The organism is Maribacter huludaoensis (assembly GCF_029350945.1).
Classification (GTDB): domain Bacteria; phylum Bacteroidota; class Bacteroidia; order Flavobacteriales; family Flavobacteriaceae; genus Maribacter; species Maribacter huludaoensis.
In genome coordinates this window covers 56142-76567 of sequence record NZ_JARKMS010000002.1, presented here as the reverse complement: position 1 = coordinate 76567, position 20426 = coordinate 56142, and the positions used below count along the sequence as shown (strand labels likewise).

The following is a 20426-nucleotide window of genomic DNA, read 5'->3' as shown; positions in this document are numbered from 1 at the left end:
GATTTTTAATTCGCCAGAGTACTTAAGTACTCCTTTATACCGGCTTCATCTAATTGAACCACGTCCCAATCTCTCATTACGTTGGCACCTTTACTTTCATAGAAACCTATGGCAGGTTCGTTCCAGTCCAATACTTCCCAACATATTCTCTTCACTCCCAATTCATCACCATATTTCACTACCTCGTTTAATAGAGCAGTACCTAAACCCGTACCGCGCATTTCTTTGGTAACAATTAAATCCTCTAAATGTATGACCGGTCCTTTCCAAGTAGAATACCTAGGGTACACCAATGCCATACCAACAATTTTATTGTCACTTTCAGCAACAAAACAATGAAACAATTTTTGTTTACCAAACCCATCTTCCTCTAGATTTTGCACACTTACTTCTACAGCATCTTCTTCCTTTTCAAACGTGGCCAATTCCTGAATTAAACGAAGCACTTGCTTCATGTCTTCTCTTTGGGCAACTCTAATTGTATAATCCATAATTGTTACAAATAAAACACAAAGTTATAAATTTAAAAAATGTAATTAAAATGAAAATGAAACGTTTAACAAAATACACGATATTTGTATAAACCATAAACTAAAAAATGTCTCCAAAAAGAAATCAGACCCTAGGGGAGTTTATTATTGAAAATCAAGATTCATTTCAATACTCTTCAGGTGAATTATCAAAACTTATCAATGCAATTAGATTAGCTGCAAAAGTTGTTAACCACGAGGTAAGCAAAGCAGGGCTAATAGATATTTTAGGCGGAGTTGGAGAAACCAACATTCAAGGTGAAGACCAACAAAAATTAGATCTTTTCGCGAACGACAAATTCATTCAAACATTAAAGAACAGAGAAATTGTCTGTGGTATTGCTTCTGAAGAAGAAGACAGCTTCATCAGTATTAACAGTAACGATGAAAATCATCAAAACAAATATGTTGTACTTATAGACCCTTTGGACGGTTCTTCCAACATAGACGTAAATGTATCCGTAGGTACTATTTTTTCCATTTATAGACGTGTTACTCCCGTAGGCACACCGGTAACAATGGAAGATTTTCTACAACCCGGCAACAAGCAGGTTGCTGCAGGTTATGTGGTTTACGGTACATCTACCATGTTGGTGTACACAACAGGTGACGGCGTAAACGGGTTTACACTAAACCCGGCATTAGGCACCTTCTATCTATCGCACCCAAATATGCAATTTCCAGAAGATGGTAGAATTTACTCCGTAAACGAAGGTAACTACGTTCATTTTCACCAAGGTGTAAAAGATTATATTAAATACTGCCAAATGGAAGAAGATGACAGACCCTATACTTCTAGGTATATAGGTTCTTTAGTATCGGATTTTCATAGAAACATGATCAAAGGTGGTATTTATATGTATCCTAAGAGTAGTGTTAGTGAAAGTGGAAAATTAAGATTGTTGTATGAATGCAACCCTATGGCTTTTCTGGCCGAACAGGCAAATGGATTGGCCATTGGCGGTAAAAATAGAATTATGGATATTCAACCAACTGAATTACACCAACGTGTTCCTTTCTTCTGTGGAAGCAAAAATATGGTCAAAAAACTCCAAGAATTCTTGAATAAATATCATTAAATAAAAAGGGAGCCTTTGGCTCCCTTTTTTTATATCGTTCAAATAAACACTTAGCGCTTTACTAAGTATAAATAATCATCAAAGTCTATTTTACCACCAAAAATAGCAACAGAACGTTGAATAATTTTATCTGCCTTTTCATCTGTAAAGCCTAGACCGATCGCATACTTTTTAATCAGCACCCTTTCTTCATCATCAATTTCATGATCAGAATAAACAATTCTAAATAGGTCATATAAACGCTCTAACCTCTTCTCAGAATCTGGTGTAGAATCTATTGGGTACTTATTTTCTTTCTTAAATACTTCGTTATACTCCGTCTCGGTAATATCCAGTTTACTAGCAAAACGGTCTAATAATTTTTTTTCCTCAGTACTAATTTCACCATCAATAGAAGCTAAAGTTGCCAAGGCCGCAAAGTGAGCCAGGTTTCTTCTATGCTCCCCACTGGTATATAAATCTGCAAAAGACATATCTTATTTTTTAATTATTGAGCAAATATAAATTTTTTAGAGGTCATAGTTTAGTTTGACATCAACTTTGTTTGCATGTGAAATTCGTAACTTGTTATCGCTATGAAATCTCCTTTATTACAATTTACAAGCAATGGCATATATTGCGAAACGGCCAATGTCTATCTTGACCCTTGGAAACCTGTAGACCATGCCATAATCTCACATGGGCATGCGGACCATAGTAGATATGGGCACAAAAAATATATAACCCATCACAGAAATGTACCCATTATACAACATCGTTTAGGTGAAATAAACGTTATTGGAAAAGAATGGGGCGAAACTTTTATCATTAACAACGTAAAATTTAGCCTACATCCCGCCGGGCATATTATTGGATCGTCACAAATTAGGGTAGAACATAAAGGTGAAGTTTGGGTTTTTACAGGAGATTATAAAACTGAAAATGATGGTATTTCCACACCTTATGAACCTATAAAATGTAACACCTTTATTACAGAATGTACTTTTGGATTACCCGCATTTAAATGGACACCCCAGGCAAAAGTTCTAGAAAACATTAACAATTGGTGGGCAGAAAATAGAGCTGAAGGTAAGACATCCATACTCTTTGGGTATAGTTTGGGCAAAGCACAACGATTATTAAAATACCTAGACACCGACATTGGAGAAATATATACCCATGGCGCCATTGAAAATATGACCCAGGTACTAAGACCGTTGGTAGATTTTCCCAAGACCACTTTAATTACCAGAGACACCAAAAAAGAGCAGCTATTGGGCAATATAGTATTGGCACCACCAAGTGCACATGGTAGTACTTGGATTAGAAAAATGGTGCCCTATGTTACTGCTTCCGCAAGCGGATGGATGACCTTTAGGGGAGCAAGACGAAGAAGGGCTATTGACAAAGGTTTTGTTTTAAGCGATCATTGCGATTGGCCCGGTCTTTTAGAAAGTATTGAAGCCACAGGCGCCGAAAAAATTATCTGTACACATGGCTATACAGATATATTCTCGAAATATTTACGGGAACAAGGTTATGATGCCCGTACAGAAGCAACGCAATACGGTGAAGAAGAAACAGAAGCTGCATTAGCTTCAAAATCGACAGCATCTGTATGAGAAATTTTGCACAGCTTATAAAAACCTTGGATAGTACCAATAAAACTACGGTTAAGGTACAGGCATTGACCGACTATTTTCTTAAAGCCGATGATGCCGATAAGGTTTGGACCATCGCAATTTTATCGCATCGTAGACCACCAAGACCGGTAAATACAACGCTATTAAGAACTTGGGCTTCAGAACTGGCAAATATTCCACTGTGGTTATTTGAAGAAAGCTATCATATTGTTGGTGATCTTGCAGAAACTATCGCCTTGGTCATTCCGGCAGCTGACCAATCATCGGACAAAAGTTTAACCGATTTTCTTCAAGAAATGATTGCTCTTAAAAAGAAAACAGACGAAGAAAAAAGAGCATATCTCTGCGAAAATTGGAGTGTTTTAAACTACTACGAACGGTTTGTATTCACTAAACTGATTACTGGCGGATTCAGAATTGGGGTAAGTCAAAAACTAATGACACGTGCCCTTGCAAAAGCCACCGAAATTGACGAAGATATTCTAGCCTATAAATTAATGGGCAACTGGGACCCGAATAAAATTACTTTTCAGCAATTGGTCTTAGAGGAAAATGAGAGCGATTACCTTTCAAAACCATATCCTTTCTATTTGGCGTATGCCATTGAAGGTGAAGTGTCAGACTTAGGCGATATACAAGAATGGTCTGCAGAACATAAGTGGGACGGAATTCGTTCTCAAGTGATCTTAAGAAACAATGAATTATTTGTTTGGAGCCGTGGCGAAGAATTGGTAACGGATAAGTATCCCGAGTTTGAAAAATTCATACGCGTTATCCCAAACGGTACGGTCATAGATGGTGAAATTCTACCTTTTCCAAACGGTGCTATTGGCACCTTTAACGATTTACAAACCCGCATTGGTAGAAAAAACGTAACCGCCGCACTTTTAAAAAAAGTTCCGGTAATTTTAAAAGCATATGATATTCTTGAATGGGAAGGAGAAGATATTCGCCAATTACCTTTTGTAGAACGTAGAGAAATTTTAGAACATCTTTTTAAAAATGTCACAGAGCAAAACCAAAATGCGGTCACTGAGCATAGCCAAAGTGGGGTCACTGAGCGTAGCCGAAGTGAGGACACTGAACGTAGCCGAAACGAGGTCACTGAGCCTAGTCGAAGTGATGTTCCCCTTCACCTCTCTAAAACCATGTATTTTAATTCATGGGAAGAGATGGCTGAAGAAAGAGACCGCTCTCGCGAAATGCACAGTGAAGGCTTAATGCTAAAAAGCAAAGATTCGCCCTATTTAGTTGGTCGTAAGAAGGGCGATTGGTGGAAATGGAAAGTTGACCCACTAACCATAGATGCGGTTCTTACCTATGCCATGCGCGGTCATGGTAGGCGAAGTAATCTTTTTACAGATTATACTTTTGCCCTTTGGAAGGATAATGAAGAAGGAGAAAAAGAACTGGTAACCTTTGCAAAGGCATATTCCGGATTAACCGATGCAGAATTCAGAAAACTAGATGCTTGGATAAAGAAAAATACTTTGGAAAGATTTGGACCCGTTCGTAGTGTTACTCCTCATCACGTGTTTGAAATCGCCTTTGAGGGTATAGCATTATCAAAAAGACATAAAAGTGGTGTTGCTACCCGTTTTCCCAGAATGCTACGCTGGAGAAAAGATAAGAACATCCATGAAGCAAATACCTTGGATGATTTGAAAAACCTAATTCCGCAATGAACCGAGAACAATTATACAACATCGCAGAAAACTGGTTCGCCGAACAGCATTGGAAACCCTTCAAGTTTCAAAAAGATACTTGGAAAGCGTTTCTACAAGGTAAAGACGGATTACTAAATGCTCCAACAGGTAGTGGTAAAACCTATGCTTTATGGTTTCCTATTGTTTTAAATTACATAAAGAACAATCCCAACTACAAGACCAAACATAAAAAAGGGCTAAAAGCTATTTGGATAACGCCATTACGTGCATTATCGCAAGAAATTAAGCAATCGGCAGAACGCATTACACAAGACCTGGGAACACAGATGACCGTGGGTATTCGCTCTGGAGATACTACCACCAAAGAGCGGGCGCAGCAAAAAAAGAATATGCCCGATCTGTTGATCACCACTCCAGAAAGTCTTCAGTTACTTCTTGCTACAAAAGGTTATGACAAAATTTTTAAAGACTGCTCGGCAATTGTAGTAGATGAATGGCATGAAATATTGGGCACCAAGCGTGGCGTACAAATGGAACTTGCCTTATCACGTTTAAAAAATATATCCTCGCAATTAAGAATTTGGGGCATCTCTGCAACCATTGGCAATCTAGAACAGGCACGAGATGTTTTGTTGGGCATTGATTCTAAAACGATAGAAAACTCGGTACTCATAAAAGCCAAGCTCAACAAAAAGATTACGGTTAAAAGTATCATTCCAAAAAAAATGGAAACCTTTCCATGGCGTGGTCATTTAGGTTTACACCTTTTAGAAGATGTTGTCCCCATCATCAATAATAGCAAGACCACTTTGCTCTTTACCAATACCCGTAGCCAATGTGAAATTTGGTTTCAAAAAATCTTGGAAAAGCACCCAGAATATGCGGGAGAAATGGCAATGCACCATGGCAGCATTAATAAAGAAACTCGCGTTTGGGTTGAAAATGCAATTCGCAATGAACAGTTGAAAGCGGTGGTTTGCACCTCTAGTTTAGATCTTGGAGTAGATTTTGCCCCTGTAGAAACGGTAGTACAGATAGGAGGACCCAAAGGTGTTGCCCGTTTTTTACAACGTGCCGGTCGCAGTGGTCATAGTCCCGGTAAGGAAAGTGTCATTTATTTTTTACCCACACACGCCATTGAGCTTATTGAAGCATCGGCTTTACAAAAAGCGGTAAAAATGAATTCTGTTGAAGACCGTATACCCTACCTTAACAGCTATGATGTGCTTTTGCAATATTTGACCACCTTGGCCATATCTGACGGATTCTACCCTAAAGAAATTTTTAAAGAGGTGAAGCAAACTTTTTGCTACCAAACGTTGACCGAAGACCAATGGCAATGGTTATTGAATTTTTTGGTGATGGGCAGTCAAAGTCTGCAAAGTTATGATGAGTACAAAAAGGTAGAAATTGAGGAGGATGGCAAATTTAAGGTCAATAACCGTGGTGTTGCCATGCGGCACCGTTTTCAAATAGGTACTATTGTTGGCGATGTAAATTTATCTGTTAAATATCAAAAAGGAGGATATATAGGGTCTATAGAAGAGTTTTTTGTTTCTAAACTCAACACAGGCGACGTGTTTACATTTGCCGGTAGAAACTTAGAATTCATCCGAATAAAAGAAATGACGGTGCAGGTGCGTAATAGCAATAAGAAAACCAACAAAATATCGAGTTGGATGGGGAGCCGACTCACCCTTTCCGCACAAATGTCAGAGTTATTGAGAAACGAACTGTATAGCTCGGGTGAACCAATAAAAAATCAATCTGAGGAAATAAGGGCTTTGGCACCACTTTTTGAAAGACAAAGACGAGATAGCATTGTACCCAAACCATCAGAATTTTTAATTGAAACCTTTAAGACCAGAGACGGATATCACCACCTCTTCTACCCTTTTGAAGGCAGATTTGTTCATGAAGCCATGGGCAGTTTATTGGGCTATCGCATAAGTTTATTATCGCCTATTACATTTTCGCTGGCATTCAATGATTATGGTTTTGAACTATTGTCTGACCAACCCATAGACATTAAGCAAGTATTGGACAATGACCTGTTCACTACAGATTTTATGCTGGATGATTTGCAAAAAAGTCTGAATGCCACAGAAATGGCTCGCCGAAGATTCAGGGATGTTGCCATTATAAGCGGTATGGTCTTTACCGGATACCCAAAAAAAGGTATTAAAATGAAGCACTTGCAAAGTAGTTCCCAGCTATTGTTCGATGTATTTAGGGATTACGAACCAGAAAATTTACTCTTCCAACAAGCCTTTACAGAAACCTTTGAACACCAGTTGGAAGAAGGGCGATTACGATTATCCTTAGAAAGAATTGCAACACAAGAAATTATTTGGAAAGCTTGTAAGCAACCCACACCATTCTCCTTCCCGTTAATTACAGAACGTGTTGGGCGCGAAAAACTATCTAGCGAGAAACTAGCAGACCGAATTAAAAAAATGGCTGCACTATTGATGAAGAAATAAAGAACCTTGCCCCTTAACCCACAACGGGGGAATTCATGTTCTTGAGTTTAAAATGAATTTTAAATCCGGACTTTCTCGTAATTTTGCATCAATGACTCATTCCATTACCCTTCATAAGCAAACTTTTGAAATGCACTTTTCTGGAGCGCTCTATTGGGCAGAACAATCAATGCTGTTGATCAGTGATGTGCATCTGGGCAAAGTTTCCCATTTTAGAAAATATGGTGCAGCGGTACCACAACAAGCCGTACAACAAAATTTTGATGCCTTAACTGCAGTTGTAGACCATTTTAAAACTAAAACGATTGTTTTTTTAGGAGATTTATTCCATTCTGCCTTAAATACGGAATGGCTGTTATTTGAAAATTGGGTACAGAAAACCGCTCAAGAAATAATTTTAGTGAGTGGTAATCACGATATTATTTCTCCGCTGAAATATGAAGAATTACATATTAAAGTAATTCCTGAGTTAATTTTAGAATCATTTCTTCTAACCCATCACCCTGAAGAAAGAGACGGCTTATTCAATTTTTCGGGGCACATACATCCTGCCATTAAATTGAGTGGATTAGGTAGACAATCGGTACGTTTACCGTGCTTCTACAAAACGGAACATCAAATGATTGTACCCGCTTTTGGAGAATTTACGGGAACGTATACATTAGAACCTTGCGATGGCTGTGAAGTCTATGCGCTTTTAGGTGATGCAGTATTGCCCGTGCCCATAAAAGAGGTAAAAAAGAAGCGTTCTTACCGAAAATAGTTCGTTTAATGTGCTAAAGAGCATAACTTTATAAGATAACCATTATACTTTTACCCTTATGAAAAAGAAATTATCTGTTCTTAATTTGGCATCGGTTATTTTGGTTATTGCCGTCAATTATATTTCACAAGCATTTTCACTTAATGATACTACCATAGGTGAAATGAGCGCCCAATATGAAAACTTATTTACCCCGGCAGGATACGCTTTTGCCATTTGGGGTGTAATATTTCTAGGCTTACTGGCTTATGGCATTTTTCAAGTAAGAAGAGCTTTTTTTAGTGATAAACCAAGTGATTTTATTGAACAAACAGGATATTGGTTCTTTATTGCCAACATTTTAAACTGCTGCTGGGTATTTGCTTTTATGTACAATTACACTGGCGTTTCAGTTATAATTATGTTTGGCATTCTGCTTTCCCTGATAAAAATTATTCTGAACACGAATATGGAGCGTTGGGATGCACCTATAGAAATACTGGCCTTTGTTTGGTGGCCAATATGTCTTTATAGCGGATGGATATCGGTTGCCACAATTGCCAATATTTCTGCTTATCTAAGTAAACTGGACTGGAACGGTGGAATCCTAACCGAACAGGCCTGGACAATTAATATGATAGTAGCGGCAACATTCATTAATCTTCTGATGATTTGGAAAAGAAACATGCGAGAGTTTGCCTTGGTTGGTGTTTGGGCATTGTTCGCAATTTTCATAAGACATAACGGGTCTAATATCTACATAGCCTACTCAGCAATAACAGGTGCAATAATTCTGTTAATTGCAGCTGCCATACACGGCATAAAAAATCACGAAACAAGTCCGCTAAAAAAGCTTCAACAACGTTTAAACAACCAACCTTAAACCATATTCTTAATATCGTTTACCCAGGACGGATATGAGAAAATTGTAGATTTTATATCCTTATCCGTCATTCCGTTATTGATTGCCATGGTTAAAATATTGATGGTCTCCCCAGCATCGGGACCCACCAAATGAGCTCCTACAATTTCACCCGTTCTATCGTTCATAATTATTTTATAAGCATATAGAGGCGCATTGATCCGTTTGGCATTGAACCAATCTGTAGCTACATTATAAGCTACTCGAATATTCTTATATCTAGAGGCCGCTTCTTCTTCAGAGTAGCCTACCGTAGCCAAATTCGGTAGAGTAAATACTACAGAAGGTATTTTGGGTACTTCCAATTCCTTTTTATTACCGTTTATAATATTTTCCGCCACCACATAACCTTGTCTACCCGAAAGTGGCGTAAGTGGTAAATTCTTATCGGAAACATCCCCACAAGCATAAACATTAGCATTACTAATACTTTGTAAATAACTATTGGTTTCCACACCTTTATCAGTAAACTGTACATTACCGTTGCCCAAGTCTAAACCGGCCAATGCCGGTACACGACCAGCGGTATTAAATACAATGTTAGCTTCAATGGTCTTTTCATTACCATTAACTTCATAAGTTAATGTGAGCTTCTTTTCCTTCTTTTTAAGTTTTGTAGGCTCTGCATTGAAAATAAATTTTATACCAATGGATTCGGAATATTTTCTAAGTTCTTTTACTAAATCTGGATCAAAAGCATGTAATGGTCTACTGCCGGTATCCACAATAGTAACTTGGGCACCGGCCCTAACGGCCATATGGGCAAATTCCATTCCAATATAACCACCACCAACAAAGACAATTTTCTTTGGTAATTTTTTAAGGTCCAAGAAGTCATCGCTATTTTTAAAATGTTTGGCTCCAGGAATAGCCAGGGTTCTTGGAACTTGCCCTGTGGCAATTACTATTTTTTTGGCAGTAACAATTTTACCTTCTACAAGAAGTGTATGTTCGTCTAAAAAGCTCGGAGATTGATGAAAGAGTTTTATGTCCAGTTCCTTAAGCACACGCTCTGTAGAAACTGGAATATTTACAGTAAAATTACGCTTGTACTTCTGCAATTGTTTCCAATCAATTTTGGCAACTTTTCCAATACCTTTTCCCTTTAAATTCTTTCCTAGCTCATAAGCCTCTATTGCACCCAATAATATTTTCTTAGGATCACAACCTCTATTTGCACAAGTACCGCCAAATTCACGATTGTCCGCAATGGCAACCTTCAAACCAGCTTCCGTACAAGATTTTGCCACGGTTTGCCCTGCAATACCACTACCTATTACAAAAACATCAAAATTATTCTCTTCCATAAAACCTTACTTTATTAGCTACGCCACAATTTCCAACTTTTTAAGGGCAATGTGTAGCCCATATGTGATAATAATGAGTGGTATCCATTAATTAGGTATACGTATATTTGCAAAAATTTAAACTGTTGAGTCATTCTTCTATCCAACAACGGTATAGCCAGTCTCCCCAAATAGGGAAACTGCAAGCAGCTATTTCCAAATCTGAAAATTCAGGTAATAAAAATGTTCAATTAAAGGGTCTTGTAGGGTCGTCGTTATCCTTTGTACTTTCCAGTATTTTTGAATCGGAAGACCGCCCATTTTTGGCGATTTTGAACGATAAGGAAGAGGCTGCCTATTATCTAAACGATTTTGAACGATTGATCGGGGAAGACAAAGTACTTTTTTATCCCGGAAGTTATAGAAGACCTTATCAAATTGAAGAGACGGACAATGCCAATGTGCTTTTACGGGCAGAGGTATTGAACAGAATAAATTCTAGAAAAAAGCCTGCGGTAATCGTCACTTACCCAGATGCGTTATTTGAGAAAGTAGTAACAAGAAAGGAGTTGGACAAGAATACCTTAAAAATGAAACTAGGGGATACACTTTCTTTAGACTTTTTAAACGAAATTTTATTTGAATATAAATTTAAGCGAGTAGATTTCATTACCGAACCTGGTGAATTTTCTGTTCGTGGAGGTATCGTGGACGTCTATTCATTTTCTCATGATGAACCCTATAGAATTGAATTTTTTGGTGATGAAATAGATAGTATTAGAACTTTTGATGTAGAAACACAGCTGTCCAAAGAAAAAGTGAAGTCCATTACGATTGTACCTAACATGGCAGATAAGTTCTTGATAGACAAAAGACAAAGTTTTTTGAGCTATATAGCATCTAATACACTTGTCTTTGCCAAGAATACAGATTTTCTTTACGATCGTTTAGATGACTTTTTTGGTAAAGCAAAAGAAGCCTTTACAAAATTATCAAAAGACATAAAACACGCCGAACCCGAAGAGTTGTTCATGGGCGGCAAAGAATTTAATCAGCAACTATCTAATTTTACGGTTTTAACCCAAGATGCCAAGCGAGACGCACCTAATCTAATTGAGTTCCACTCAAAACCACAACCATCTTTCAATAAAAAATTCGATTTATTGATCGAAAATTTAAATGGTTATAAAGAACAAGGGTATACCAATTATATCTTTTGCGCCAGTGAGCAGCAGGCAAAACGTTTTCATGACATTTTTGAAGAAGTGAACCAACAAGTTCATTACCAAACCATTGTTTCTCCGCTTTTTCAAGGTTTTATTGATGATGACCAAAAATTAGTTTGTTATACCGACCATCAAATTTTTGAACGCTATCATAAATTCCATTTAAAGAACGGTTATGCAAAAAAACAGGCCATAACGTTAAAAGAGCTGAATAAGCTTGAAATTGGAGACTATGTAACCCATATAGACCACGGAATTGGAAAATTCGGCGGATTACAAAAGATAGATGTTGAAGGTAAAAAGCAAGAAGCCATTAAATTAATGTACGGCGAGCGAGATATTTTATACGTGAGCATTCACTCTTTACATAAAATATCCAAGTTTAACGGTAAGGATGGCGCACCGCCTAAAATTTACAAATTAGGTTCTGGTGCCTGGAAAAAAATTAAGGACAAGACCAAATCCCGCGTCAAAAAAATTGCCTTCAACCTTATTAAAATCTATGCAAAAAGAAGGCTGGAAAAGGGGTTTCAATACAACCCTGACAGCTACTTACAAAATGAACTAGAAGCATCTTTTATCTATGAAGATACGCCAGACCAAAGTACCGCTACGGAAGATGTTAAGAAAGACATGGAAAGCGAGCGTCCTATGGATCGCTTAATATGTGGCGATGTAGGTTTTGGAAAAACGGAAATTGCCATACGTGCGGCATTTAAAGCAGTAGATAACGGCAAACAAGTTGCGGTTTTAGTACCAACTACCATATTGGCTTTTCAACATCACAGAACCTTTTCTGAACGATTAAAAGACATGCCTGTAACCGTAGATTATTTAAACAGGTTTAGAACGGCTAAAGAGAAAAAAGATACGATACAGCGTTTAGGTGAAGGAAAAGTTGATATCATCATAGGTACACATCAACTGGTGAACAAGAATGTAAAATTTAAGGATTTAGGTCTATTGATCGTTGATGAGGAACAAAAATTTGGGGTTGCGGTAAAAGACAAATTAAAATCTATTAAAGAGAATGTAGATGTTTTAACGCTAACAGCTACGCCAATACCAAGAACACTTCAGTTTAGTTTAATGGCCGCCAGAGATTTATCTACCATAACCACCGCACCACCAAACAGGTATCCAATTGAAAGTCAAGTTATTCGCTTTAACGAGGAAACTATTAGGGATGCGGTAAGCTATGAGATCGAAAGAGGCGGACAAGTCTTCTTCATACATAACCGCATTGAAAATATAAAAGAAGTGGCCGCTATGATCCAAAGATTGGTACCCGATGCAAAAGTAGGTATTGGCCACGGTCAAATGGAAGGCAAAAAATTAGAAGCGTTAATGCTGGGCTTCATGAACAGTGAGTTTGATGTTCTGGTATCGACAACAATAATTGAAAGTGGTTTAGATGTTACCAATGCCAACACAATTTTCATTAATAATGCCAACAATTTTGGGTTAAGCGATTTGCACCAAATGCGCGGTAGAGTTGGTCGTGGAAATAAAAAGGCGTTCTGTTATTTTATTACACCGCCCTATGAAGTAATGACTACAGATGCCCGCAAACGTATTGAAGCTTTGGAACAATTTACAGAATTGGGCAGTGGTTTCAATATTGCTATGAAAGACTTGGAAATTAGAGGTGCAGGAGATTTACTGGGAGGGGAACAGAGCGGTTTTATAAATGAAATTGGTTTTGAGACCTATCAGAAAATTTTAGCAGAAGCCATAGATGAATTAAAGGAAAACGAATTTAAGGACCTGTATGAAGAGGTAGAAGGCAAACAGGAGAAGGTTTTTGTAAAAGAAACCCAGATAGATTCTGATTTTGAACTTCTTTTTCCTGATGACTATATCAATAATATTACTGAAAGACTTACGTTATATACAGAGTTGAACCAGGTAAAAGACGAAGCAGCACTTCAAAAGTTTGAAGCACAATTAGTTGATCGTTTTGGTGAATTACCGGAAGAAGCTCAAGACTTATTAAATTCAGTTCGTATAAAATGGATTGCCAATGGTATAGGTCTAGAGAAAATAGTAATGAAGCAAGGTAAAATGATCGGGTACTTTATAAGTGACCAACAATCGGCATTTTATCAAACTTCAACATTTACAAGAGTATTGCAATACGTGCAATCACATGCACAACAATGTAAAATAAAAGAAAAAAAGACCCGTAACGGTTTACGATTATTATTGGTATTTGAAAATATACGATCTGTAGACAGGGCATATTTGGCACTGAAGCCATTTGAAATTAAAGAAAAAACAACTGGATAATATGAAATTTGATATACCAGAGAAATTAGCGATCGTACATCTTATTGACTCTGTTATTGTAGCTGATGGCGAAGTCCATAATGGTGAAATAAACGCGTTAAGTAGATTAATGCCTATCATAGATTTTGACAGTAACTTTTTAATTCAGGCCCGTACCATAGATATAGACCAAAGCGTACATATTCTAAAAGACATGTCAGAATCAAAAAAAAGTAAGCTAGCGGAAATATTGGAAGAAGTTGCAATTTCCGACGGTTATATTCATGAAAAAGAAAGTGTGGTCATACGTCATGTCTTCTCACAAATAGGTCTATCCAAGAAAGCCTAGTTCTACTTTATTTAAAACCTTTTAGCTACATTGTTCTTTATATAATTTACGGAGCTAAACAACTTATGTATCTTAACGGTTAAATTTAAAATTACCGTTTTGAGCGAGATTAGAGTTTCATCTAAAAAAATGAAATCTGTTTTAGAGTCTTTGTTCCAAAAGCACTCTTTTACAAAAGAACAAGCCTTTACATTGGCTAAAATTCACACAGAAAGCACCTTAGATGGTGTTTACTCCCACGGTGTAAACAGGGTTCCGGTATTTATAGATTATATAAAGAAAGGTTTGATAAAAACCGATGCTATTGCCACCAAAACAGCTTCAATGGGCAGCATTGAAAGATGGGACGGCAATTTGGGGTCCGGAATCTTAAATGCACTTACATGTACGGATCAAGCCATTAAATTGGCCAAAACCTACGGTTTGGGCTTAGTTGCCCTAAAAAACACCAACCATTGGATGCGTGGTGGAACTTATGGTTGGCGTGCAGCGGAACAAGGTTGTATTTCAATACTATTTACCAATACCATACCCAATATGCCCGCTTGGGGAGGAAAAGAGAACAGAATTGGCAATAATCCATTAGTTATTGCCATACCAAGACCAAATGGCCATGTAGTTTTAGATATGGCACTTTCACAGTTTTCATTCGGAAAAATGCAAAGCTTGGAATTAAAAAATGAAGAACTACCCTTTCATGGAGGTTGGGACAATTACAATGAGCTTACCAAACATCCTAAGGATATAATGGATTCTGGGCGCGCATTACCCGTTGGCTATTGGAAAGGATCTGCACTATCTATGATATTGGATATGCTGGCAACATTATTGTCTGCAGGAAATTCTACCTACAAAATAGGGCTTAAGAAAAATGAAACCGCACTCTCGCAGGTATTTATGTGTATAGACCCAAGTACTTTTTCAGATACGGAGATACAACAAAATCTATTGAACGAAATTATTAAATTTACACATGACGGCCCTTATATGAAAAAGGATGGCAGAACATTCTACCCAGGGGAACGAACCTTGGCTACCAGAAAAAAATCTGAAGTAGAAGGTATGCAGGTAAGCTCAAAAATATGGGAAGAAATTCTTGAATTAGTAGATTAAAAAAGAATGCTGACCCAATAGTGAAAATTAAGTATAGTAAATAGTACTTTCTGTAAAGCCTATATTTTATCATTTAATGTTAGCCTACATAACATCAAGATTACTACGTTTAGCAAATCTTTTTTCAAATGCAGAAATTGAACAACATCATTTTAGTGAATAAGTAGAAGTTAAAATCTATGCTAGATCCTCTTGTTTTTCATATCTTTCAGCTCCTAAAATTAAAGAATGGAGTTTGAAGAGTTTGTAAAGGCAGCTTTTGTTAAGATGATTTACGAGGTTATAGAGGCTGATGGTGAAATTCACCCAGGCGAGCTAGAAATATTGAACAAACTAAAAGTTGGTATTGGATTTGACGACGCATTTTTAGAACGCGCAAAATTATTGGATTATGACAATGCTTTAATCACCCTTTATAATATACCTCATGAGCAAAAAACGGCTCTAGCAGAAATTCTTGATGAAGTCGCTATTTCAGATGGTGCTATCCATAAAAAAGAAATGGACCTTATTATAGATACTTTTATAAATATAGGATTAGGAGAAGAAACGGAGTAAATAATAGTATGATAGAGTACACAGAAGAAGAAAAATTAGCTGTTGTTAAGATGGTAGACTATGTTATTTTAGCAGATAGCAAAGTAGACCCTGCGGAAATGCGCTATCTAACCCAACTTATGGATCGTTTTTCTTTTGATAGTTTCTTTGTAGGCCATGCTAGAAATCTGAATAAAGAAAAAGCTTTTAAGATTCTAAGCTTAATGTCTCTTCCTAAAAAAAGAGAACTTGCCAAACTATTAGATGAAGTGGCCATTTCTGACGGTTTTGTTCATGATAAGGAGCTTCTAAAAATAACCGAGGCACTTGCTCATATGGAGATAGAAAAGGAATTTTCATAAGCTTTTCAAAATTTAAGTCCACAATTGCTTTCCAAATATTATTTTTATTGACTTTGTAGTATTCTTGATAAAATCCATATTATTAAGAATAAAATATACACATTGGTCCGATAATTGTTTTTTAAAATATATGAAAGTTCTCATTAGTATTTGCCTGTTATTTTTTTCATTAAGTATTAAAGCACAAGGTTCCATCTCCGGAAACTTTTCCCCTGCCAAAGATTTTAAATGGTTAATTGCCTATGAGCTAACTGCAAACGGTGAACGTTATAGCACTGACACTGCCGTAAAAGATGGTACTTTTAAATTAGAAATGCCAGTAAGCGCTCAAGCTGGTATGTATAGATTGGTTTATGCTGTACCGCAAGATGAGTTTTATATAGATGTAATCTACAATAAAGAAGAAGATGTAACATTCAATTTTAATCTAAAAGATGGGTTAACCATTACCAATTCTGTAGAGAATAAGTGGTACAATGAATACTTTTCTAAAATTACGGCCGCACAGGATAAGTTAATTGAATTCTATGAAAACCAAAATGAACCTAATAGGGAATTCAACAATATCATTAAAGAACTGAATACGATACAGACCACTTTTGAAGAAAAACATACAACAACAATTGCCCACAAATTCATAAAGGCAAATAGAAATTACATACCGGCTGAATTTGAAGATCTAAAAACATTTCTTAAACACAAGAAACAACATCATTTTGATCATTTAGCAATAAACGACCCGGTTCTACAGGGCTCTAATTTTTTAACTGACAAATTTGCTAGCTATGTCTTTTCTGCGTTACCTGCAGATATTACCTCAAAAGAGCAATTGACCGTTGAGGTTATTAAAAATATAGAAACAACGGTAGCGTTTATAAAACCTACCCCTATTGGTTTCAAAGAAAGAGCCGTATACCAATTATGGCAAATAGCAGAAGTGAATGGTTTGCCAGCGGTACAAGACTATATCTTCAAAAATCATTTGAAAAAGCTTGCGATCACGAACAATAATCAAAAGTTGGTGGATGAGATAGAAATGGCAACGCGGTTAAGAATTGGTGCAATTTCCCCAGATGTTACTTGGCAGTCAAATGGCAAGGAACATTCTCTTTTAACTTTGGAAGGTGCAGAAAACTATGTGTTGGTTTTTTGGAGCAGTACATGCTCACATTGCCTAAAAGAGCTGCCTCAGCTTCACAAAGAACTAAAAGATTACGAAAATCTTAAAGTAATTGCCGTAGGACTGGAACTAGAAGAAGAAAACTGGAAAAATGTATCTGCAACAATGCCCAATTTCAATCACGCAATAGGTTTAGGTAGATGGGATAATGAATACGTTAAAATATTTGGCATACAAAGCACACCTACCTATTTCATTCTGGACAGCGAAAAACGATTTATTGCCAAACCTGAATCTGATAAAGAAGTAGTTGAATTTCTAAAGAATTAAAGAGATTTTAAATCTTTGATTGTTTTGAACGCCATATCCACTTGCTCATCGTTAACTAAGATGGTAAATTCATTGGTCGTTGAAATTACTTCATAAAGAACGATACCTTCCCAGGCCAACCTTTGAAAGATAAAGTAATAGATACCAGGTACCGATACATTTTCTGCAGGCAACTTTACGGTAATGGATGATAGCTCTTCAGCCTTTTGAGTACACTTTTCATCCTTAAATAGTCTTTCTACCGTTTTATCCATCAAATTACTGATAACAATATTAATCTCGTTGACACCACGGCTAGAAGTATAGAAAACATCTTGGTTGTCATTGATTTCTTCAAGTAATTTAGCTTGGTGTACCAATATTTTATCAGAAGCTAAAAAAGTATAATCCGTCAAAGAAGATCTTACGGTTATCTCGCCAATATTCTTAAGCACTTTTAGAATTTTATGGGTTGCCCTAAACTCCAGGTCATCTGAAAGACGTTTTAACGCCATTACTATAGCGCCATTACGAATATCTTTTCCTAATTCATGCTCGATCTCTGGTTTTACTATTCTAGATAGTGATGTAAGATTGATTATACCCTGTGCTAGAGCACTTTGTAAAAATGGCTTTTTCTTGATGTACTCCTCAACGACTGATGATATTGTTTTCATTTTATTGTATGGTTGTTGTGCAAATATAACAACTTGTTATAAATAAAACAAAATGTTTTTTAATAAATCTACTATTTTAGTAGATTATTCAGAAATGATAAAAGGCAGATTCTAAATGTTCTAGCTCAAATTTATTTCTGTTTTTTAGTATCGTAACAATATCAAAACGCACTTCTACATCAAGATCATTATCCGTTACGTAATGATCTGCAGCCATCACCAATAGCTTTATTTTCTTAGGTGTTACCGTTTCGGCAATGTTCTTAATAAAGTCCGTACTTCTAGAACGCACTTCAACAATTACCAAAATATCATCCTTCATTGCTATAATATCTACCTCGGCCTTTAAATATCTATAATTTTTGTATTTAATGGCATACCCGTTTTTTATAAGGTAATCTACAGCTATCTGCTCCCCTTCTTTTCCAAATTCGTTATGTTTTCCCATGATATAGTTAACAGATTAAGTAATTCATCGAAAATATAGGAATTTCAACGCCTTTTTATCAATAAATCTCGTTATTTGAAATGTGATTATCGAAAATAGATAGTTTTAAATACTATACCTAATTTCCTAACGTTTAGCATAGAAGCCCCAACTCTACGAACGTAATACAAACGCCTATTTAAGAATATGGAATATTTCATTAATTGTAATACTTCTACTCTTGCTCCGTACACAGCTAATCTAGATCAGCTAAGAGCAGCCCATTTATATCGCCGCTTAGGATTTAGTGCCTCTGTGGAAACAATTAACCAAGCTGTTGGACAATCTGCCGGTGCGTTGGTAGACACCTTAATAGATGAAGCCTTAAGTATGCCGGAAATTGCGGCACCTACTTGGGCCAACTGGAACAATGACAACTACCCCGCAGATAATGATGCAAGAAATCAACTAAAAAGAGAGCAAAAAACGGAATTTCAACTTAATTATGCCAAAGGTTTACTGAACAATAATCTAAGGGATAGATTAAGTTTTTTCTGGAGCAACCATTTTGTAACCGAGTTGGAAGTCTATAACTGTAATGCATTTTTGTACGAGTATATAGATTGCCTACAAAGACATTCTCTTGGTAACTTTAAAACATTCACTAGCGAAATTGGATTGTCCAATGCCATGCTATATTACCTAGATGGCGTGTATAATAACGGTAACAACCCTAATGAAAATTATGCTCGTGAACTATACGAACTTTTTACCCTAGGTGAAGGCAACGGTTATACCGAAGAAGATATTATAGAGACCGCAAAAGCCCTAAGTGGTTATGTTGAACGTGGTGAAGTGGGGTGTTCGGCAGTTACTTTTGACCCTACAAAACATGATGCAGGTCCCAAAACTATATTAGGCCAAACAGGCAACTGGGGCTATGACGATGTCATCAATATTCTTTTTGAACAAAGAGCTCCGGAAATTGCAGAATTTATATGCCGAAAACTATATGAGTTTTTTGTACACCCAGATTCTAGGGACGATGCAAATAATGCCCAGATGATCATAGATGGTCTGGCAGCAACATTTATGAACAATAATTTTGAGTTGGCACCAGTACTAAGGCTTTTGTTCAAAAGCCAACACTTTTTTGATGATGAAGCTATTGGAGTAATCATAAAGAGCCCTGTAGACTTCTATTTTAACACATTAAATGAATCTAATTTTAACTACACTGACACTAACGTTTCCGAAATGGTCAACTATAGTGCATTGTTAAGTCAAGAAATATTTGAACCATTTGACGTTGCCGGTTGGCAAAGAGACAGATCTTGGATCAACACAAATTTTATGATCGGCCGTTGGCTGACCATTGAAAGTATTCTAGAGGAATTCTATATGGCAGATAATGAGCAGTTTCGTTCATTTGGCCTTGCAATTTCTGGCAATGAAGGACTAACTAATCCTAATCCAGATGTCGTTGCAAGATTGATTATAGATTTCGTTTTAACGAAGGGACTGCTAAACGAAGAAGAATATGCCAAAGCGTTTGCTATATTCAGAAGTGATGTAGAAGATGTTTACTACGAAGGTGGTAATCAAGAATCATGGACATTGGCTACTTGGCCACAAGGTCCGTTTCAAGTATATCTACTTTTTCAATATTTAGCAAGACAACCTGAGTTTCAATTAAAATAACACCTA

Annotated in this window: 18 protein-coding genes; 13 read left to right on the top strand and 5 right to left on the bottom strand. The window is 36.7% G+C overall.

Features of this window, described 5'->3' with window-relative positions:
• Nucleotides 1-5 precede the first annotated feature (5 nt).
• On the bottom strand, nt 6-491 hold the full coding sequence (locus PXC01_RS05445) for a GNAT family N-acetyltransferase (protein WP_276471315.1): 486 nt from the start codon (nt 489-491) through the stop codon (nt 6-8).
• 107 nt (nt 492-598) lie between these two features.
• Here PXC01_RS05445 and fbp point away from each other — a divergent pair, with 107 nt between their 5' ends.
• Entirely contained in the window at nt 599-1609 is a 1011-nt protein-coding gene (gene fbp / locus PXC01_RS05440; protein ID WP_276471314.1) for a class 1 fructose-bisphosphatase, read from the top strand.
• Between the two features lie 50 nt (nt 1610-1659).
• Here the strand turns inward: fbp and PXC01_RS05435 are convergent, their stop codons facing one another.
• Nucleotides 1660-2082 (bottom strand): tellurite resistance TerB family protein, encoded by a 423-nt coding sequence (locus tag PXC01_RS05435; RefSeq protein WP_276471313.1) that lies wholly within the window; start codon nt 2080-2082, stop codon nt 1660-1662.
• A gap of 102 nt (nt 2083-2184) precedes the next feature.
• Here PXC01_RS05435 and PXC01_RS05430 point away from each other — a divergent pair, with 102 nt between their 5' ends.
• From PXC01_RS05430 to PXC01_RS05410, 5 genes are read left to right on the top strand one after another with little or no spacing between them, the layout of a single operon-like run.
• A complete protein-coding gene (locus PXC01_RS05430; RefSeq protein ID WP_276471312.1) occupies nt 2185-3210 on the top strand; it encodes a ligase-associated DNA damage response exonuclease in 1026 nt (341 codons plus the stop codon).
• Nucleotides 3207-4916, top strand: coding sequence for an ATP-dependent DNA ligase (locus PXC01_RS05425; protein ID WP_276471311.1), 1710 nt, complete (start codon nt 3207-3209; stop codon nt 4914-4916). The genes PXC01_RS05430 and PXC01_RS05425 overlap by 4 nt, the downstream gene beginning before the upstream one ends.
• Nucleotides 4913-7381: a ligase-associated DNA damage response DEXH box helicase gene (locus tag PXC01_RS05420; RefSeq protein WP_276471310.1), complete on the top strand. Its 2469-nt coding sequence runs from the start codon at nt 4913-4915 to the stop codon at nt 7379-7381. Before PXC01_RS05425 ends, PXC01_RS05420 begins: the two co-directional genes overlap by 4 nt.
• Nucleotides 7382-7433: 52 nt before the next feature.
• The gene (gene pdeM / locus PXC01_RS05415) at nt 7434-8144 is read left to right on the top strand and encodes a ligase-associated DNA damage response endonuclease PdeM (RefSeq protein ID WP_338089447.1); all 711 of its coding nucleotides are present in this window, start codon (nt 7434-7436) and stop codon (nt 8142-8144) included.
• A gap of 58 nt (nt 8145-8202) precedes the next feature.
• Nucleotides 8203-9006: a tryptophan-rich sensory protein gene (locus PXC01_RS05410; protein WP_276471309.1), complete on the top strand. Its 804-nt coding sequence runs from the start codon at nt 8203-8205 to the stop codon at nt 9004-9006.
• Here PXC01_RS05410 and PXC01_RS05405 read toward each other — a convergent pair.
• Nucleotides 9003-10352 carry a dihydrolipoyl dehydrogenase family protein gene (locus PXC01_RS05405; RefSeq protein WP_276471308.1) on the bottom strand — a complete coding sequence of 450 codons (1350 nt, stop codon included), beginning with the start codon at nt 10350-10352 and terminating at the stop codon, nt 9003-9005. The two genes, PXC01_RS05410 and PXC01_RS05405, sit on opposite strands and share 4 nt — an antisense overlap.
• A gap of 125 nt (nt 10353-10477) precedes the next feature.
• Here PXC01_RS05405 and mfd point away from each other — a divergent pair, with 125 nt between their 5' ends.
• The 6 genes from mfd to PXC01_RS05375 all read left to right on the top strand — a co-directional run bounded on the left by mfd (nt 10478) and on the right by PXC01_RS05375 (nt 17636).
• Nucleotides 10478-13846, top strand: a complete 3369-nt coding sequence (gene mfd, locus PXC01_RS05400; protein WP_276471307.1) for a transcription-repair coupling factor — start codon at nt 10478-10480, stop codon at nt 13844-13846.
• A gap of 1 nt (nt 13847) precedes the next feature.
• Nucleotides 13848-14174 carry a TerB family tellurite resistance protein gene (locus PXC01_RS05395; RefSeq protein ID WP_276471306.1) on the top strand — a complete coding sequence of 109 codons (327 nt, stop codon included), beginning with the start codon at nt 13848-13850 and terminating at the stop codon, nt 14172-14174.
• Between the two features lie 99 nt (nt 14175-14273).
• Nucleotides 14274-15287 carry a 3-dehydro-L-gulonate 2-dehydrogenase gene (gene yiaK, locus PXC01_RS05390; protein ID WP_276471305.1) on the top strand — a complete coding sequence of 338 codons (1014 nt, stop codon included), beginning with the start codon at nt 14274-14276 and terminating at the stop codon, nt 15285-15287.
• Between the two features lie 228 nt (nt 15288-15515).
• A complete protein-coding gene (locus PXC01_RS05385; protein WP_276471304.1) occupies nt 15516-15845 on the top strand; it encodes a hypothetical protein in 330 nt (109 codons plus the stop codon).
• 8 nt (nt 15846-15853) lie between these two features.
• Nucleotides 15854-16186 (top strand): tellurite resistance TerB family protein, encoded by a 333-nt coding sequence (locus PXC01_RS05380; protein ID WP_276471303.1) that lies wholly within the window; start codon nt 15854-15856, stop codon nt 16184-16186.
• A gap of 130 nt (nt 16187-16316) precedes the next feature.
• Complete coding sequence (locus tag PXC01_RS05375; RefSeq protein ID WP_276471302.1) at nt 16317-17636, top strand: TlpA disulfide reductase family protein; 1320 nt, start codon at nt 16317-16319, stop codon at nt 17634-17636.
• On the opposite strand, the gene PXC01_RS05370 is transcribed toward PXC01_RS05375, so the two are convergent.
• Together PXC01_RS05370 and PXC01_RS05365 are read right to left on the bottom strand one after the other, a co-directional pair.
• Nucleotides 17633-18292 (bottom strand): aspartate kinase, encoded by a 660-nt coding sequence (locus PXC01_RS05370; RefSeq protein WP_276471301.1) that lies wholly within the window; start codon nt 18290-18292, stop codon nt 17633-17635. The genes PXC01_RS05375 and PXC01_RS05370 overlap by 4 nt on opposite strands.
• Nucleotides 18293-18380: 88 nt before the next feature.
• The gene (locus tag PXC01_RS05365) at nt 18381-18740 is read right to left on the bottom strand and encodes a YraN family protein (protein WP_276471300.1); all 360 of its coding nucleotides are present in this window, start codon (nt 18738-18740) and stop codon (nt 18381-18383) included.
• 186 nt (nt 18741-18926) lie between these two features.
• On the opposite strand from PXC01_RS05365, the gene PXC01_RS05360 reads away from it, so the two are divergent.
• Complete coding sequence (locus PXC01_RS05360) at nt 18927-20420, top strand: DUF1800 domain-containing protein (RefSeq protein WP_276471299.1); 1494 nt, start codon at nt 18927-18929, stop codon at nt 20418-20420.
• Nucleotides 20421-20426 lie beyond the last annotated feature (6 nt).

Excerpts from the sequence above, each read along its gene's own strand:
- PXC01_RS05430 (WP_276471312.1), top strand. The coding sequence starts at position 2,185 with ATGAAATCTCCTTTATTACAATTTACAAGCAATGGCATATATTGCGAA.
- PXC01_RS05405 (WP_276471308.1), bottom strand. The coding sequence starts at position 10,352 with ATGGAAGAGAATAATTTTGATGTTTTTGTAATAGGTAGTGGTATTGCA.
- PXC01_RS05445 (WP_276471315.1), bottom strand. The coding sequence starts at position 491 with ATGGATTATACAATTAGAGTTGCCCAAAGAGAAGACATGAAGCAAGTG.
- PXC01_RS05360 (WP_276471299.1), top strand. The coding sequence starts at position 18,927 with ATGGAATATTTCATTAATTGTAATACTTCTACTCTTGCTCCGTACACA.
- PXC01_RS05365 (WP_276471300.1), bottom strand. The coding sequence starts at position 18,740 with ATGGGAAAACATAACGAATTTGGAAAAGAAGGGGAGCAGATAGCTGTA.
- PXC01_RS05385 (WP_276471304.1), top strand. The coding sequence starts at position 15,516 with ATGGAGTTTGAAGAGTTTGTAAAGGCAGCTTTTGTTAAGATGATTTAC.
- PXC01_RS05420 (WP_276471310.1), top strand. The coding sequence starts at position 4,913 with ATGAACCGAGAACAATTATACAACATCGCAGAAAACTGGTTCGCCGAA.
- PXC01_RS05380 (WP_276471303.1), top strand. The coding sequence starts at position 15,854 with ATGATAGAGTACACAGAAGAAGAAAAATTAGCTGTTGTTAAGATGGTA.
- PXC01_RS05370 (WP_276471301.1), bottom strand. The coding sequence starts at position 18,292 with ATGAAAACAATATCATCAGTCGTTGAGGAGTACATCAAGAAAAAGCCA.
- PXC01_RS05425 (WP_276471311.1), top strand. The coding sequence starts at position 3,207 with ATGAGAAATTTTGCACAGCTTATAAAAACCTTGGATAGTACCAATAAA.
- pdeM (WP_338089447.1), top strand. The coding sequence starts at position 7,434 with ATGAATTTTAAATCCGGACTTTCTCGTAATTTTGCATCAATGACTCAT.
- PXC01_RS05435 (WP_276471313.1), bottom strand. The coding sequence starts at position 2,082 with ATGTCTTTTGCAGATTTATATACCAGTGGGGAGCATAGAAGAAACCTG.
- PXC01_RS05375 (WP_276471302.1), top strand. The coding sequence starts at position 16,317 with ATGAAAGTTCTCATTAGTATTTGCCTGTTATTTTTTTCATTAAGTATT.
- fbp (WP_276471314.1), top strand. The coding sequence starts at position 599 with ATGTCTCCAAAAAGAAATCAGACCCTAGGGGAGTTTATTATTGAAAAT.
- PXC01_RS05410 (WP_276471309.1), top strand. The coding sequence starts at position 8,203 with ATGAAAAAGAAATTATCTGTTCTTAATTTGGCATCGGTTATTTTGGTT.
- PXC01_RS05395 (WP_276471306.1), top strand. The coding sequence starts at position 13,848 with ATGAAATTTGATATACCAGAGAAATTAGCGATCGTACATCTTATTGAC.